Source organism: Nitrosomonas sp. (assembly GCF_024282095.1).
In the GTDB taxonomy this organism is placed as follows: domain Bacteria; phylum Pseudomonadota; class Gammaproteobacteria; order Burkholderiales; family Nitrosomonadaceae; genus Nitrosomonas.
The window spans coordinates 23675-40807 of sequence record NZ_JAMWZS010000011.1 but is presented as its reverse complement, the minus strand read 5'-3'; the positions used below and the strand labels follow the sequence as shown (position 1 = coordinate 40807).

Sequence of the window (17133 nt, the reverse complement as noted above, 5' to 3'; positions counted from 1 at the left end):
TTCCAGAGTATCAAATGTAGCAAGCACCATGATTATATTTTCCCAAATCAATCTTCAGAGAAACAACCATTAACGATATAACACAACTAGCAATCGTATTTCTAGTCTTCAATCATAAGATCCTGAAACTTATTTTCTCCTAGAAATAAAAAACGCCCTTAGGAAACTAAGGGCGTTTTTAGTTACAACATTTGTACTATCTAAAAATTACCTAATACTTTACACTTATTAGATCACTTCTTAGAATACAAAGTCAGTTGCATTAACTTCAGTACTCGTTACACCTACTAACAGAATACGACCACCACCGAATGCATCATTCTCTATTAATGTACCATCGGCCACATCGGTAATCGTTAGATCATCATCAGAAGTCAGGCCAAAGAATGATAAATCAATCTTATCATCTGAGACATCGCCGCCTACTTCAACACCTTGAATCGCCACATCACCGGTAAACTCGGTGGTAAATTCAAACCTGTCACGGAAACCTGCTGCACCGAACAATTCAGAGGCTTCATCATTGGTAGCATCATCATCAAAATCATAAGTTGCTGTTGCAGTTTCACCCAGATTTGCCAATGTGAAGGTAGTGCCGTAACCCAGATTATTTGCAGCCATTTCAAAACCACCTGTTTGATCAGTCAGATCAATGCTTGCGATCTTGGTAGTTCCGTTATTTGCATTATCTGCATCGGTAATGTCTGTGATCGATACATCTCCTGCACCCGCAAAAGTAAGCGCTGTTACACCATCCGTTTCAATCGTTGTAAAGATTGTGTCATCTGTATCTGCTGTTGTACTAACATTCACTGTTTCAATATCAGTCACATCTAGAGCAGCGAGTGTTACAGTTGGTACAACTTCTTCTGCATTAATTGATAAACCGAACGTATCATCAGTACCGCCTGATATCACATTAATATCACCTGCCTGATTGTCTTTAACTTCAAGCGTAGCATCCAAATGCTCAAGTGTCAGGTCTTGGGTTAAATCTGCTCCCAATACCACTTTTGTGAATCCAAAGTCGGTGTTATCAAAAGTAACAGCTGCACCGGCTGCGCCCAACTCCAGCACTTCAAACCCGGTTTGTCCATCGGCAGTTAGCCCTGCAACATCATCACCATCAAGCAATGCCAGAGTATCTTCTCCATCGCCACCTTCAACTACATCATCAGCATCTAAAGTACCTGTTGTAAATGCGACTCTATCATCACCAGCACCTACATCAATCGTATCATTTGCAGTACCTGCGGTAATATCATCCGCACCTGTACCACCCGTGACTGTCAAATCAATCGCAGAAGCTGACAGATCAGTGGTAACACCGCCCTTATTAGCAGAAGCATCAACTGTGTCTAGTGCAGTCGTATCAACCAACACATCCAGTGATCCTGTTCCTGTCACTGTCAATGTTGTAATGGCAGTAAATCCCGATACGTCAAGAAAGTTTTCACCGGCCGCAGCAATGCTCATTGCTTCGATGGCAGCCGCGTCAGTTGTCGACTGAACAACTGCACGTGTTGTATCGTCTTTACCCGCACCAGCTGTTGACAACGCCAAGGTATCATCAGTACCAGTTACATCATCAAATGTATTAATTTCAGTTGTTGACTGAGTATTTCTGACGCCAAAAGTTGCTGCAATTGGAGCTGCATCATAAGTCAAAGTCCTAGTAGCTGATGATGCATTATTCCAGATTTGCTGCACACCTGAAGCATCTGTAAAGTCAACTGATGCATCCGCAGTAACGTTGCGAATATTGATAACTTCAACATTAGAAATACTTGGAGTAATCGCTGCTGATCCATCCAATGTTGCATTTAATGTATCAGTGCCGGCACCTCCATCAACGGTATCAATATCTTCCCAGCTTTGCACCAAGGTACCTGCACCATTGTTCACTACGCCACCGTTAAAGGTATCATTACCTGCAGTACCTACAAGCGCATCATCACCAAAGGTAAGATCAAAACTACCGCCAGGATTCGAACCTTGCCCAATGCTATCTAAATACGCTAAAGCTTCTGCTTGGGTAACAGGAGTACTTGCCGAAACCCCATTCAACACTGACAGCATTGTATCTAGATCATCAGAAGGATTTGATTGAGCATATAATTTTGCAACTTGTATTTTATTGTTCAGCAAAGCCGCTGCGTCATCAAATTCAGGAGCACGATCAGCACTTGACAGATAAGTCACTGCATCAAAAACAATCTTACCGAATCCTTCACCATCTTCAAGTTTCTGCGTGAAGTATGCTTCAGCTTGAGAACCTGCACTTGTTTCATCATCATCAGCCACTAAACCAAAATGGTCCATCAAAATAGCCACTTGGTCGTCTATGGTTACGTTACCTGCCAGAATGTTATCTTGAAATGCGGAATGCGCAGCCAACGAATCAGCCAAGTCCTCAATTGATGTGCCACCTTTAACCAAGTCTGATAACTCAGTCAAAACATTACCATTTGGTGATCCATTGAATAAACCTACAACTACTTTCAGAATATCATCGCGTTGTGTTGGTGTTATAGCCATGGGAGCTCCCTTATTAAAAAATTAAAAATTTAATTACAAAAGTAAATTACTTGCAAGTTTTTCACTTTGTTTCTATGTAACTTCTGCGCTACCTACATTCTTCCTAGCAGAAAATACCACAAAAGCCAAGTTGAAGTGCATTCTGCCCAAAACCCATACGCTTTGCAAGTAATACTACTGAAGTTTCCAATCAACATGTTGCTCATTTACAACAACACTATACATGAAAACAAAATCCATAAACGTGCGCAAACGCACATATTTCACAGTTTATATCAGCCACAAAATGATTCAATCTACTTCACTATGGTTATTTTCCATAAAAATCTGCGATAATATTTCATCCAAAATCTAAAGTTTCATACTCAACTTCTTGCATCTGTTCGATATCACCTTTTCTAAAATCTTTCGTAGCCTAAAGCAGCACTACCCGCTGATCTTACAAATGATCAAACGGGAGGTTATTGGCCGATATAGAGGATCATTCCTAGGATTACTATGGTCATTCATCAATCCCATTCTGATGCTGACAGTTTATACATTTGTTTTCAGCGTGGTGTTTAAGGTGCGCTTAGATCAAGAAACCGGTATTTATGATGACAAATTTGCTTTTGCCTTATTATTGTTTGCTGGATTGATCATATTCAATTTGTTCTCCGAATGCGTCTCACGCGCACCGGGATTGATACTTACCAATGTCAACTACGTTAAGAAAATCATTTTCCCACTGGAAATTCTACCCTGGGTGGCTCTAGGTTCAGCGCTTTTTCATGCAGGGATCAGTTTTCTGGTGTTGCTGACCTTCTTGTTGATTATTAACCACCCAATCCATTGGATGCTGATATATCTACCAATTATTATCTTTCCATTCCTATTGCTGATTATGGGTCTATCCTGGTTACTGGCTTCAATCGGGGTTTTTGTTCGGGATATCGGGCAATTCATCGGCTTGATCCTGACCGTATTGCTGTTTATGAGCCCCATTTTTTATCCTGCATCGGCATTACCGGAATCTGTTCGTGATTATTTATTTCTCAACCCTTTGACCTTTATCATCGAGCAAACGCGGGGAGTGATTTTACACGGCCAATCACCGGATTGGCTCGGTCTCACTATTTATTACCTGATTGCGCTGCCGGTTGCATGGATTGGCCTGATGTGGTTCGAAAAAACACGGAAAGGATTTGCAGATGTCCTCTAATTCAGCAAGCTTTGGGGTAGCCATTAATGCCTTTAAGTTGTCGAAATGCTATCAGTTATACCAGCACCCCAAAGATCGTCTAAAACAATTCCTATGGCCGCATCAATGGTGGGGTGCACGTCAGTTTTACCGCGAATTATGGGCGCTACGCGATATTGATTTGACAGTGAAGCGAGGAGAAGTCGTCGGCATCGTGGGTCAAAACGGCTCGGGGAAATCGACACTGCTACAATTGGTTTGCGGCACGTTAACGCCCACCCACGGTGAAGTACAGGTCAACGGTCGCGTGGCTGCTTTGTTGGAACTCGGGGCCGGGTTCAATCCCGAATTTTCCGGACGGGAAAATGTGTTAATGAGCGCGGCAATCATGGGGTTGAGCGCAACGGAAATTGCTGATCGCATCGAGGATATTATTGATTTTTCCGGCGTTCGTGATTTCATTGATCAACCGGTTAAGACCTATTCCAGCGGTATGTATGTGCGTTTGGCATTTTCTGTCGCGATCAATGTCGATCCGGATATTCTGGTTATTGATGAAGCGCTATCTGTCGGCGACGGTGCCTTTGCACGCAAATCATTTACCCGCATCATGCAACTGCGCGATGCAGGAAAAACCATTCTGTTTTGCTCGCACTCGCTGTTTCAAGTGGAATCCCTATGTGCTCGGGCCATTTGGATTAACCAAGGCCAAATTGTTTTGGATGGAGAATCCGCCCAAGTAGTATCCGCCTATCAAGCTTTTCTAGATCAAAGTACACAAAATTCAACACCCGCCCCCCCTATCGCTCATAACGATGTACCGATCCCGGACAGCAAATATACGTTGGGCAGCGCACATCTGGACAAAGTAAAACTTCAGGTGGATGGCATCAATACACAACACGCCATGGTCGTCAGCGGTGAATCCAGTATCATGCTATGGATAACCTTTGTTTCCGATCCCGAACTGCCTTGCCCTAACGTAGCCATGACGCTGCAAACCAAGGATGGGCGGACTATCACCAGTGCTGCAACCTGGGAAGATCATTTCACCTCACAGCGCACACTCGAAGGATCCGGGCACGTTTGCCTCAGGCTGGATCAATTGCCGCTGTTAAAAGGCGAGTACTTCATTAATGTTTATTTATTGTGTGAACGCGGATTACATGTCTACGATTCAGCGGAAGGGATAGCGGTTTTGCAGGTAACGCAGACCGGCCGCTTGCAAGGCTATTTTTCAATTCCTCATCAGTGGGAAAACAACAATTTTATAGCCCATAATGATCCAAACAGCTAATCAAAATTTGATGCAAGCCGACCATATTGATGAATTGTTTCAACATGACAAAACCAATCCGCAAGCAGCGCAACAATTCCTAACGAGTCTACTGACAGCGCGGCTACCTGCACCGCCTTGCCGCGTCCTGCAAATCGATACCGGCTCAGGCAATATTACCGCTCTGTTGCCCCAGCAGGGCTATGATATTCACAACATCGGCCCCGACGCACAGCAGGCCACCGGTTTGCAAGAATCCCCAAACTCAACGGCTTCTTCAAACCACCATTCCTTAGGAAATTTCGACGCCCCACCCGCAAGCTTCGATGCGGTTGTACTGTTGGAATCAGCGCAATACATCGAGCCATTGCTGCTTTTTAATAAATCACTGGATTTACTGACGCCATCCGGTGATTTAATCATTGCCGGCGAATTTGCACTCAGGCACGATGAGACAGATACACCAGCACCTTATTTGCTCAGCAATATTATTGCATTGGCCGAGCGACTGGGGTTTGCGTTGATTGAGCACATGGACTTATCCCCCATGCCGGCAAATACACCGGATCACCAATCACACGGTGCCACAATTCACCGACAAAACGTAAGCACAGACCTCGCTTTGACTGCGGAACAACCGGCTCGATCCGATGAATCAAATCCGATTTATCACAAAAAGCATAGCAGTGCGCATTACCGCTACGTCTTGTTGCACTTCAGAAAAAAAACGCAGCCCAAATGGCGGCTGCAAGCTTTAACCAAACAGCAACTTCCGGAAATGCTCGGTTTATTTAAGAAAACGTTTCATCACGACATGACACCGGCCACTTGGCAGTGGAAATATGTCTCGACTTCAGGGCGTGAGATCGGTGTTTGGCGGGACAATCAATTGATCGCGCATTACGGTGGTATTCCGCGGAAAATTTTGTTCTTTGGCCAGCCTCAAACCGCCGTACAGATTGGGGATGTCATGGTAGATTCGAACGAGCGCGGCATACTCACTAAAAAAGGGCCGTTTTTCCTGATGACGGCAACCTTCCTGGAACACTACATCGGCTATGGTAAAGCCTATTTACTCGGTTTTGGCTTCCCAAACGACCGTCACATGAAAGTAGCCGAACTATTGAAACTATATGCCGAAGTCGGCCGCATGGTTGAATGCTCATGGAAAACCCGATCACGATTTCCGTTATGGGGAACACGTCTACACCTGATCGATCATACACAAGCCACGTTTGTAGCAACCGCTGTCAATGCATGCTGGCAACGTATGACTGCGGATCTGCACACAGCAATCATCGGCGTACGCGATTGGCAGTATCTGCAACGCCGTTACCTTGATCACCCTACCCAACACTACCAGATCATGCTGGTAAAAAATCGCTTCAGCGCGCGTGCACGCGGAGTGATGGTATTACGCTACGATCCTGAAGGTTGCGAAATCGTTGATGTCATCGCGCCATTAGCCGAAATTCCACTGCTGATTACGCATGCCAGACGACTGGCTGGCGCTCATGGCGCCACACGCGTGTTTTGCCGCATCACTGAAAATTTTGCAAACTCTTTTGCAATCGCCGGCGGTGCCCGGCAGCCAGTCAACATTCGCATACCGACCAATATTTGGAGTGACGGCCCTGCCCCGGAAACATTAAAAGATCATTGGTGGCTAATGAGCGGCGATATGGATTCTCGGTAAATCATCGCGCTACAGATTCAACCGTTTTTCAGTCTAATTAACAGGCCGTTGGAAAACGTTTTCGAGGTAGTCGATACCAGACGGAAAAACGCAGTTTATATGTGATCAATGCGCATGTTGATTGAGCCTGCTTTCAGCACCGCAGATAGTTTTTTAACGGCCTGTTAGAAATCCGGGAATTATTCAGGGTAAAATAATTACCTTTGTTTTGCACCTCATAACACACTACCAACCCTAAGCTAAAGCTGAGAATCTCTTGGAAAATAAGCTCGTTCCTTATCAGGCTATTACAAATATCCCCTGCACACAGGCGCTCGTGTTCGCTCCCCACCCGGATGATGAAGTCTTCGGTTGCGGTGGCGCCATTATGCGTCACGTTGAACACGGAGTTCCGGTACACGTCATTGTAGTTTCCGATGGCGCATTTGGTGTCAGCGAAGATAAAACTTCGGAATATGCCTTGCAGCGCCAGAATGAAAGCATCGCCGCCGCCCAGATCCTTGGCTATGGCATACCTGTTTTCTGGCACTATCAGGACCGGCAGGTTTGTTACAGCGAAAAACTGATACAGGAAATTTTAACCGCCATTCGCGAAACCGGTGCTGATTTGGTGTATGCGCCATCCGTTTTCGAGATGCACCCGGATCACCGGATGCTGGGAATGGCTGTCGTAGAGGCAGTTAGAAGAATCGGCCAAGCAATACGTATCGCGCTGTATGAAGTAGGTGTCCCACTGCGTCCCAACCAGTTGCTCGATATCAGTGACCTGACTGCACGCAAGGCAGCCGCCATGGCATGTTTTGAGTCACAAAATACAAAACAGCGTTATGACTTGCATATTGCCGCACTTAATCGTTATCGAACGTATACCCTGCCCGACAGCGTAACAGCGGCGGAAGCCTATATCCTGATCCCAGCCGAGGAATTGTCCGGTGACCCGCTCAAACTTTATCAGTCGGAACACACGCGTCAGAGAGCTTTGGGGCTCGTGCTGGATAGCAGCGACATGCCGCTGGTCAGCGTCATTATTCGCAGTATGGATCGTCCGACATTATCCGATGCACTGGACTCGATTGCCTTACAGACTTACGCGAATATTGAAGTGGTCATCGTCAATGCCAAAGGTGCAGATCATCAAGAAGTCGGCGAATGGTGCGGGGGGTTTCCGGTCCGGCTTATCGCGAGTGACGGATCGCTCACTCGCAGCAGCGCAGCCAATATCGGCTTGAATTCAGCCAAAGGAAACTATCTGATTTTCCTGGATGATGATGATTTATTTTATCCGGATCATATCGCAACCCTGGTAACGGCTTTGCAGAGCCATCCGAATGCTCGATGTGCTTACACTGGTGTACATGTTGAATACTATGCAGATGGGCAACTTGAAACCACCACTCAATTTAACGAACCATTCGATCAGCATCGGCTTTGGGGAAAGAATTTTATTCCGATACATGCCATGTTGTTTGAACAATCTTTGGTAACAATTGATCATTGCGGCTTTGATGAGAATCTTGGAATCTTTGAGGATTGGGATTTCTGGATTCAGCTCACACAGCATAGTGAAATACTGCATATCGATAAAATTACAGCCGTTTATCGGAATCATGGCCATTCTGGCATAGGACTCAAATATGATGAACGCTTTGTGAGGGAATCGAGAAGCAAGATTTTCGATAAATGGAAAATACTCTTAACAGGAACACAACTGGATGGTCTGATTGAATATAGAGAAAATCTTATCGCGAATACCCGAAATCAATTAACCGATAGAGAGCGGCAGATCGTTGCTTTGCATCATCGCCTCGAGCAAGAAACCCTTGCCAGTAACAATCGCGAGCAAGCGCTGCATAAAACCATTGATGATCTGCACAAAACTATTGATAGCTTGCATAAAACCGGCGATGAACTACGTAGGATAATCATTGATCTGAATCGCACCATTCAACAGTTATTTCAGTCAACTTCATGGAAAATCACAGCTCCCTTACGATTCCTAGTGCGAATAATGCGTGGACAGTATCACGAAGCATGGGATGGCTTGCGCCGTAGAATTTTACCTTTACTGAAGATCATCTATTGGCGCTTCCCGGCACGATGGCGCAACCATGTACTGCACATAGCTTATCGCATCGCCGGGCCGCTGTTCTCCGGGATGGGACATTATGAGATATGGCGTGCAAACAGGGCTGGTTTTTCAGCTCCGGGATCTGTAGATTCCTACGGCTCTCTGGCAGGAATAGTGGATCTTTCCACGATTGCTTCGCTAAAAACACCACCAGCCGGACGCATTGCAATCCACGCGCATATTTTCTATGCGGATCTGGCAGAGGAGTTTGCAAAATTCTTGGGAAATATGCCGTTCCCCTATGACTTGTTTGTTTCAACGCCCGATGAGGCAGCAAGCCAAATATGCAAACAAGCTTTAGCGCATTTACCTCAACTAGGACAACTGACCATTACCGTTGTACCTAATCGTGGGCGTGATATTGCACCCCTGTTTTGTACTTTTGGAGAGATACTGCAACGCTATGATTATATTGCTCATATCCATAGTAAGAAATCACTCTATAACAAAAATGCAACCAATGTATGGAGTGGGTGGCGAGAATATTTGCTCACAAATTTGTTAGGAAACAAAACACAAATTCAGAAAATATTCACGCTCCTGACCGGAGAAAAAGCTGTTGGTCTTGTTTATCCGCAAAATTTCTCTGAATTATCCTATATTGCCAATTCTTGGCTTTCCAACAAAGCACTTGGATATCTCTGGTGCCACAAATTAGGTATCACCAGAATCCCAATAGGATATTTTGATTTACCAGCAGGATCTATGTTCTGGGCCCGAACAGAAGCTCTGCGTCCGTTATTCAAAGCGCATATCCAGATTGAGGATTTTCCAGAGGAGACAGGACAAACCGACGCAACTTTGGCACATTGTATCGAACGTTTATTTGTTCTGGTAACCAAGCGATCAGGATTCGATGCCATCATTCTTCGAGACAGCAAATCCATTAGCTGGTCTCGCTGGCGCTTTGAACAGTATCTACTGCGCAATCAAAAGAATGCTCATGCTATGCTGGCTGATCCGGCTTTACGTGTAGTTGTTTTCGATATTTTTGATACGTTACTGACTCGGCCGCTTCTCAATCCAGAAATGATTAAAAATATTGTTGCTCAACGTGCTGGCGGTGAGTCAGGCAAACTTTATCTTGAATTTCGTGCCATCGCAGAGTCTCAAGCGCGTCAGAAAGCAGGGCGCGATATTGGTCTGGATGCTGTTTTTACAGAGTTCTCCATCGTATCCGGACTTTCACCCGAAGCCGCCAATCAATTGCGTAGCCTTGAAGAAGCCATCGAGCAGGGAATCGTCACACCGCGACCGGAAGTCATCGCTCTGCTACGATTTGCACTTTCCTTAGGTAAACGCGTCATATTAGCCAGTGATATGTACCTATCCAAGCCCGTTATCGAAAAGATGTTAATACGCCACGGCATCAGCGGATGGCATGCGTTTTATTTATCTTCCGATAACGGCTTAAGAAAAGATACCGGTGATTTTTATCGGCAATTGTTGATTCATGAAAATGTGTCTCCAAGTGAAGTCATGATGATTGGAGACAACGAACATTCTGATGTTCAAATTCCTGATAATCTGGGAATGAAGTTGCTACATATCATGCGACCTGTTGAATTGGCAAAAGCCATTCCCCGCTTGAGCCCACTCATCGAGAGTTCGTTATATAGCAATGATCTCAACCGGCAGCTGACCGTTGGCATGATTGCACAAGCAAATTTTCACCCTGTATTCTTCCCGAATTTCGATCCTGCCGATCTCGTCCCTGCCACGCCTTGGGCGGTTGGATTCACTATCGCCGGACCTGTGGTGCTGTCCTTTGTACAGTGGCTGGCGGAAAAAGCAGTTACCGATGGAATGCAGCGTTTGTACTTTCTTGCACGCGAAGGACAAACACTAAAAATAGTTTATGATCAATGGGTATCCAATAATGCCAGCGCTATCGCATCTGACTACCTGGTGCTTTCTCGTCGAGCAATCACTGTACCCATGATTTCAAACCTTGATGATATTCTTCAAATAGCACGCGTACAGTATTTTCCAAACCTTCTATCTGAATTTATTCAAGAACGATACGGATTGCAGTTATCTGATGAAGAGTACGAAGAACTTGCACGACGAGGCCTTTGGCCAAAAAATAAGCTAGTTGCCGTTGATAATGGACAAGTAGATCATCTCATACCTGTATTGCAGGCCCTGGAAATGCGTATTCTGGAAATTGCGCAATCTGAGCGTCCCGGATTGTTAGCTTATCTGAACCATCTAGGATTAAACATGGCAGCTAATGCCGCCATTGTTGATATAGGTTACTCAGCTACAGTTCAGGGATATCTGAATGAAATGATCAATCAAAGAATTAACGGATATTATTTAATGACGCGCAAACGTGCCGAGCAAGTTTCTTCTCAATACAAGGTCATCACTGAGGGATACTATTGTCAGTATATTAATCCTGATATTCATTCACATTCGCCCGCTATTTTAAGAGAAAGCTTTTCCTTGGAAAAATTATTAAGCTCTGATGATGCACAAATAGTGAAGTACCTTCAGACAGATAATGGAGAGATTCATCCTGAATTCCGTCAACTTGCAGATGAAGAACGTCAATCCGCGGTGACACGTGCGGAAATCAGACGAGGAATAATGGATTTTGTAACTCAATCCATCACGATACGCGATAAGTTAGTCGGTGATTTCAAAGTTCCTCTGGATATTGCAACCGGCTTATTTGAAGAATTTATCGAGCACCCTTCCCAGGCAGAAAAAGACATTCTGAGTGCATTGGTGCTGGACGATCACTACTGTGGCCGCGGGATTGTGAGTTAATGTCTCGCATATCACACAATAAGAAATATTGACTAACAGTGCATTATTTCAGATAGCTCACTAATGAAGAGTCCTTTCTTCTCCATTGTGATTGTCAACTATAACGCCGGCGCTATGCTGTCCAAGGTGATGTCAGCGCTAGCACAGCAAACTTATAAAAATTTTGAAGTGATTGTCGTCGATAACCATAGCCAGGATAATTCCTGGCGTGCGACAGAGAATGTACCTTTTCCGTGCCACTTAGTACAGTTGAGCGACAATATTGGATTCGCCTGCGCCAACAATCTTGCTGTAAAAAACCATGTTAAGGGTGAGTGGCTATTTTTATTGAATCCTGACGCTTACCCGGAACCGGAATGCTTGGAAGCGATCGTAAAAAACATCAACCAAGTACCGGATGTGGATTGCTTTGCCTGTACGCTGATTGATGCAAACCAGCCATCACAATTGGATGGACTTGGTGATGCCTATCATATATCCGGACTGCATTGGCGCAATGGCCATGGCGCCCCTTGCTGCATCGCACCCAAGTATCCGGTAGAAGTCTTCTCGGCATGTGCAGCTGCTGCGATATACCGCACCGAGACATATCGCCGATTAGGTGGCTTTGACGAAACTTACTTTGCTTATTCGGAAGATGTGGATCTTGGCTTCCGCTTACGGCTAGCCGGCGGGAAAAGCGTGCTATTACCCGATGCGAAAGTCCATCATGTTGGTTCAGCCATTACAGGCCGCTCAAGCGATTTTTCGATTTATCATGGGCACCGTAACCTCACCTGGACATTCATAAAGAATGTGCCCAACCCACTCATACCCTTTCTATTACCGGTACATCTGGTCATGGTACTTTATATGGGGGTGTTCTTTGCTGCCTCTGGTCGTTTCAGGCTGTATATGCGGGCTAAAATCGATGCTTTCAAACAAATCCGCTCGCAGCTGTTACGCAGAAAAGAAATTCAGCGTCAACGGGTGTGTTCCAGCCTGGATTTGCTTAGAATGATGTCTTGGCTACCGCGCGATTCTTGCGCCAAAGCACGAATCAAGAAACACGCAAGATCAAAGTAAACCGCATCTCAACCGGGATTGGAGCCAGCATGCTGTGCCTTTCGTGCCACAATCGTAAGACACCAGGAGATGGGCCAAACAATCCCATAACGGGGATCGTCATCGCGATAAATCTTGATGCCGCCGTCAAACCCGCTATCCTCAAGAATCTTGATCAGACCTGCTTCGGAGAACATACGCATAAACAATGTAAATCCGTCGCCACCGTGGAAGACTAAATTATCATAAATTTGCTCGATACCTTCAGACGTGCGGTTGTACAAGAATGTCTTTCCGGCAGTGCTTATTAATCGATATTCGTGCAGATCCGGATAAAACTCCTCGTGATCCCCGTCGGGCTTGTAGGGGACAGTCAACACCAGGAATCCTCCCGGCTTCAGCATTTTCGCCATGAAAGCGAATGCCTTGTCGACGTCCTTGGGAACATGCTCCATCACATCGCTGGAAATCAAGAAATCATATTTCTCAAATTCGCTTTCCGGAACATTGGTAATGTCAAGTCTCGGTTCCTGGTGATAAAAACTATTGTGATAGGAAAATATTCTTGCCAACGGCTTGGCATAACCTTCCCAGTCGCTCATACCCACGCCGCGAATCGATTTGGATATCGGCGCGGAAGGCAGTGGAAGGCTGTCACCGAAAATTTCCGACGTCAACGCATGGATCACCGAACGTACTCTCAGACTTGATCCACATTCTTTACAAGATGACGCTTCCCGGTTACTGACGAGATCGAGCGCAACGTCTGTATTCGTGGCACCGCAAATGTTGCAACAAAATGTCAACCGCCTATCTCCCGCTTCATTTGGGATGTAGGCCGGTATCGGGGGATCCAGTTGCTCAAGCTCAAAGATGTACTGAGGCGACACTGCGATAACGCGAAGCACTGCACTATGAATGGTTCCTTGCGGCTTTATTTGGACTTCCGGAAGATAAAGATGGCCGTTGTCGAACCAACTCTGCTTGCCCTTGCCAAATAAGGAAAGAACGCGCCTTACCCACTGCTTGATTGCTTCTTGCTTTCGTGAGTCCCGAACAATCAACCGTAAGATCCGGCCAAGCAAGCGTTTAACTGATAGTGTCGTCATAAGTTATAGAAAAAAGACTGTTTTTTAAAAAAGAAGTTATAGATAATAAACTTAGTGTACCAGTCCAGGCCATAACTACCAACCCAAAATTGAGTCTGAACGATGATCCGCGAATCTGAAGATTTGATCTCTGTTGCAAACTGGTTGGGTCAATCGCTATTTCAACCAGCAGATCGGCGCTCATTCTCCTTGCACTGATGCAAAAGCTGCGCACGAAAAGCCTCCATCTGCTCGAGCAACATTGCGGGTGAGATTGGATCGTCGAGCACCAATCCGGTAGAGTAATTCGCCACTGCTTCGGCAGGAGCTCCGAGATTGAAGCAACACAGCGGAACGCCGCAAGCCATTATTTCGTGCGCGACATAGGAAAAAGTCTCCGGCCAAATCGATGGAAACAGAAAAATATTTGCACCCGATTGTTCAATGGCCGATGCCAGTGCGGTCCTTTCATAACGCCCCGTCACCTTCAGGCAATCGGCAGAGAAATCCGGCACCAAGGCGCCGATGACCGTCACGCAAAATGGCAAGCGGCGGGAATCAATTTCCCCGCATAATTGCTTGACGATGTTCCAGCCCTTCTGCCAGCCGATTGATCCGACGATACCGATATGCAGCGGCTTGTCTAGGTCAACCGAAACAGCCTGATGGCGGAAGCGCACCATCGAATGTGGCCGCACCACGATCTTGTCCGCATATTGCGGATAAATGCGCATGAACAAATCACGTGTGCTGTTAGAAAAAGCGATGATGCTAGCGGCCATTGCCAACACTTTTGTCCAGACCGCGCGCCACTCGGCAATTGATTCCACGCCGCTGGGAAGATCATCCATAGGCAGGCGGCTAAAGCAACGATTACAAGTCGCGCTATCGGGCAATCCGCAATAATTCTTCTCGCTGTCAATAAGAAACAGGCTCGGGCACAGCATGAAGAAGTCATGCAGCGCAATGCTCACAGGGATATCCTTGATAACTGATTGCTGTGTCAGCCAATGCAAAAAATCCATCGGCCGACGAAAGGAATAGAGATTATTGATCAGGATACTTTCCGGCTGGATACCGGCAATTACCCGGCCCCAAGCAGGGTAGTCACTAAAATTCAAAGTGAGCCGCTCATTGGACGACATCCATTCGGCGCGCAATTCCCCGGTATGAATATCATCGAGTAGGTGCAGCACGGGCTGACCGGCATCCAATGTATTAGCGATCAGCTCACGGCTATACGCATAGGCTCCGCCTTTGATCGCGTTATCGATTATCACAAGTGCGGGACGATCGGCTTGTTTTGCCAATACCATCAGATAAAGAAAATCACGTAGCGGCCGGATAGGATCGCGATGAATAAAATCTTCATAGTACTCGAACAATCCGGGATACCGCTCGCGCAGTATCACTTCATTCCGATCCGCCAGCACTTGACGTTCCTTGGATGGAAAAGAACCGCCATGCTTATGATATACAAACAAGTTGGGTGCCAGTACATGCCGGTAGCCCAGCATTTTAGCCTTTTGGCACCAATCGTTCTCTTCACGATATCCCCTGCCGAAGACCGGATCAAACATACCAATGCGTTTTGCCACTTCCAGGCGGATCGCCATGCAAAAACCGACCCCGGTCGGAATCTCTATGGCCGCAGCATCCTTCAGCCGTGCCAGCACGGCGTCCACTTCCAATGCACCCAGTCCCTGAGGAAGCAGGTTATCCACAAAAAATTTCGGGAAGCTGCAAATCGCCCCGGCATTGGTAAATGGCGTGACGCTCGCCACCTGCGGATTTGTCAGAATCGCTGCAAACAGACGTTCCAGCCAGAACGGTGGCACCTGCACATCGGAATTAAGCAGTACGAAATCATTGGCAACTTTTTCAAACAGGCGATTGACTGTTCCTACGAAACCCAGATTGCTTTCGTTGTGTAACAAAATAGCACCAGGGAAATCCTGCAAACGTTGTTCTAGCCAAGGTTGAATGCGCTCATCCGTACTCGCGTCATTGCAAACCAGCAAGCGAAATGGGGTGCTTGCCGCACGTTCAAGACTGTCGAATAACGATTCAAGAAACTCAAAGCCGTTGTAAACCGGGATCAAGACATCAATACGCGTCGGCAACGCCGGAAAGAATGGCTGATTGTTGTGCATAAGCGGTGCAGCAGTAGCCGACAACGCGCTGTGGTTTGACACCTCAACAGCTTGAACGGCAAGAGACAACTTGCGTCGCGCGGGTGCTATCTGACCACTCAGTAGCCAACCCAGCACGCGCAGTTGCATGCGCCTATCCAACAGACTGAACCCACGCCATGCACGCTGCACTAGCCGCGCCAGGGTAGAAGCGCTGCGTAAAGGACGCGTCACACGCCAGGAACGTGAATTTTCGAAAAGCGCCACAGTTTCGTCGATCAAGCGGCGCTGATCCGCATGCAGGCGCTGCAATTCCTTGAGTTGTGACGCCAGATCATTGGCATGCGCTTGTAATGCCTGCAACTGAGGATAAGCACGTGCGCGGCTTACTAGGTCATGAAAAATAGAGTCATTCATGCGCGTTTTCCACTTCGCATACACGGCATGCTCAGCTGCTCTCGCGAGTTCCGGATCACCCGTGATGGCAAGTTCATGACCCTCATCAATACAAGTAATCGCCGCCATAGTATCTGCGACAATGAAATCGCCCTGCTGCGCAACTTGCATGCAGAAATCCCAATCCTCGTAAAGCTTCAATGTCTCATCGAAGCGTGCTCCAGCCGCGTACGCCCGGCGGTGAAATAAAACGGCATGGATTGGCAAAAAATTGCCCAAGTACAATGAAAGTGTATCGAATGGCGTAGCCAATTCACGCAACAATTGCCCGTTAGGATCCAGCGTATGAACATGCGCACAGGCTGCAACTGCATCCGGGTGAGTGCGTAAGGCGTCTACAAGGCACGTCACATGATCGGGACGGAGCGTGCCGTCGTCATCGAGAAATCCCAAGAAATCTCCACGAGCCGCTTCCAAAGCAGCATTGGCCGCTGCGCTACGCCCAATCGAGCCCCTTCCCTGATTGATCAAGCGGAGAGGAAAACGGCCGCAGCTTGTAGCAAGATCGGCATGATTGTCACCTTTGGCATTGACCACGATAACTTCAATATTTGGATAAATCTGTGCAGCCACCGAATCGAGCGCCTCACTGAGTGTCGGTCGACTCATGCTGCGGATGACAAGGGTCACCAAAGGAACATGAGATGTGGCAAGAGTACTCATTGGCCTAGCAGGTGATCAAAGCAAGTTCAGATCGAAACACAACACTATTTGATAAACCACATGGTCAGATACTTGTTCAATCACCCCAGCGGATTTTTGATGATTTATAGTTGCTAACGATTTTTGCATCGATAAGGTCGGCACGAATAAAGATAAG

8 protein-coding genes are annotated in these 17133 nt (G+C 46.5%); 5 read left to right on the top strand and 3 right to left on the bottom strand.

The annotated features are described in order from the left end of the window. Window positions 1-240: 240 nt before the first annotated feature. A complete protein-coding gene (locus Q0K92_RS05060; RefSeq protein ID WP_297324718.1) occupies window positions 241-2538 on the bottom strand; it encodes a hypothetical protein in 2298 nt (765 codons plus the stop codon). 445 nt (window positions 2539-2983) lie between these two features. Here Q0K92_RS05060 and Q0K92_RS05055 point away from each other — a divergent pair, with 445 nt between their 5' ends. The 5 genes from Q0K92_RS05055 to Q0K92_RS05035 all read left to right on the top strand — a co-directional run bounded on the left by Q0K92_RS05055 (window position 2984) and on the right by Q0K92_RS05035 (window position 12658). Then, on the top strand, window positions 2984-3739 hold the full coding sequence (locus Q0K92_RS05055; RefSeq protein WP_297324717.1) for an ABC transporter permease: 756 nt from the start codon (window positions 2984-2986) through the stop codon (window positions 3737-3739). Further along, on the top strand, window positions 3729-5015 hold the full coding sequence (locus Q0K92_RS05050; protein ID WP_297324716.1) for an ABC transporter ATP-binding protein: 1287 nt from the start codon (window positions 3729-3731) through the stop codon (window positions 5013-5015). Before Q0K92_RS05055 ends, Q0K92_RS05050 begins: the two co-directional genes overlap by 11 nt. Further along, on the top strand, window positions 4999-6690 hold the full coding sequence (locus tag Q0K92_RS05045) for a GNAT family N-acetyltransferase (RefSeq protein ID WP_297324715.1): 1692 nt from the start codon (window positions 4999-5001) through the stop codon (window positions 6688-6690). The genes Q0K92_RS05050 and Q0K92_RS05045 overlap by 17 nt, the downstream gene beginning before the upstream one ends. A gap of 256 nt (window positions 6691-6946) precedes the next feature. After that, window positions 6947-11593 carry a rhamnan synthesis F family protein gene (locus tag Q0K92_RS05040; RefSeq protein ID WP_297324714.1) on the top strand — a complete coding sequence of 1549 codons (4647 nt, stop codon included), beginning with the start codon at window positions 6947-6949 and terminating at the stop codon, window positions 11591-11593. Between the two features lie 63 nt (window positions 11594-11656). Beyond that, the gene (locus Q0K92_RS05035) at window positions 11657-12658 is read left to right on the top strand and encodes a glycosyltransferase family 2 protein (protein ID WP_297324713.1); all 1002 of its coding nucleotides are present in this window, start codon (window positions 11657-11659) and stop codon (window positions 12656-12658) included. An 8-nt stretch (window positions 12659-12666) separates the two neighbouring features. On the opposite strand, the gene Q0K92_RS05030 is transcribed toward Q0K92_RS05035, so the two are convergent. Both Q0K92_RS05030 and Q0K92_RS05025 read right to left on the bottom strand, forming a co-directional pair. Then, window positions 12667-13746 carry a methyltransferase domain-containing protein gene (locus Q0K92_RS05030; RefSeq protein WP_297324712.1) on the bottom strand — a complete coding sequence of 360 codons (1080 nt, stop codon included), beginning with the start codon at window positions 13744-13746 and terminating at the stop codon, window positions 12667-12669. Between the two features lie 161 nt (window positions 13747-13907). Continuing rightward, entirely contained in the window at window positions 13908-16976 is a 3069-nt protein-coding gene (locus tag Q0K92_RS05025; RefSeq protein ID WP_297324711.1) for a glycosyltransferase, read from the bottom strand. Window positions 16977-17133 lie beyond the last annotated feature (157 nt).

Excerpts from the sequence above, each read along its gene's own strand:
- Q0K92_RS05060 (WP_297324718.1), bottom strand. The coding sequence starts at position 2,538 with ATGGCTATAACACCAACACAACGCGATGATATTCTGAAAGTAGTTGTA.
- Q0K92_RS05055 (WP_297324717.1), top strand. The coding sequence starts at position 2,984 with ATGATCAAACGGGAGGTTATTGGCCGATATAGAGGATCATTCCTAGGA.
- Q0K92_RS05050 (WP_297324716.1), top strand. The coding sequence starts at position 3,729 with ATGTCCTCTAATTCAGCAAGCTTTGGGGTAGCCATTAATGCCTTTAAG.
- Q0K92_RS05045 (WP_297324715.1), top strand. The coding sequence starts at position 4,999 with ATGATCCAAACAGCTAATCAAAATTTGATGCAAGCCGACCATATTGAT.
- Q0K92_RS05035 (WP_297324713.1), top strand. The coding sequence starts at position 11,657 with ATGAAGAGTCCTTTCTTCTCCATTGTGATTGTCAACTATAACGCCGGC.
- Q0K92_RS05030 (WP_297324712.1), bottom strand. The coding sequence starts at position 13,746 with ATGACGACACTATCAGTTAAACGCTTGCTTGGCCGGATCTTACGGTTG.
- Q0K92_RS05025 (WP_297324711.1), bottom strand. The coding sequence starts at position 16,976 with ATGAGTACTCTTGCCACATCTCATGTTCCTTTGGTGACCCTTGTCATC.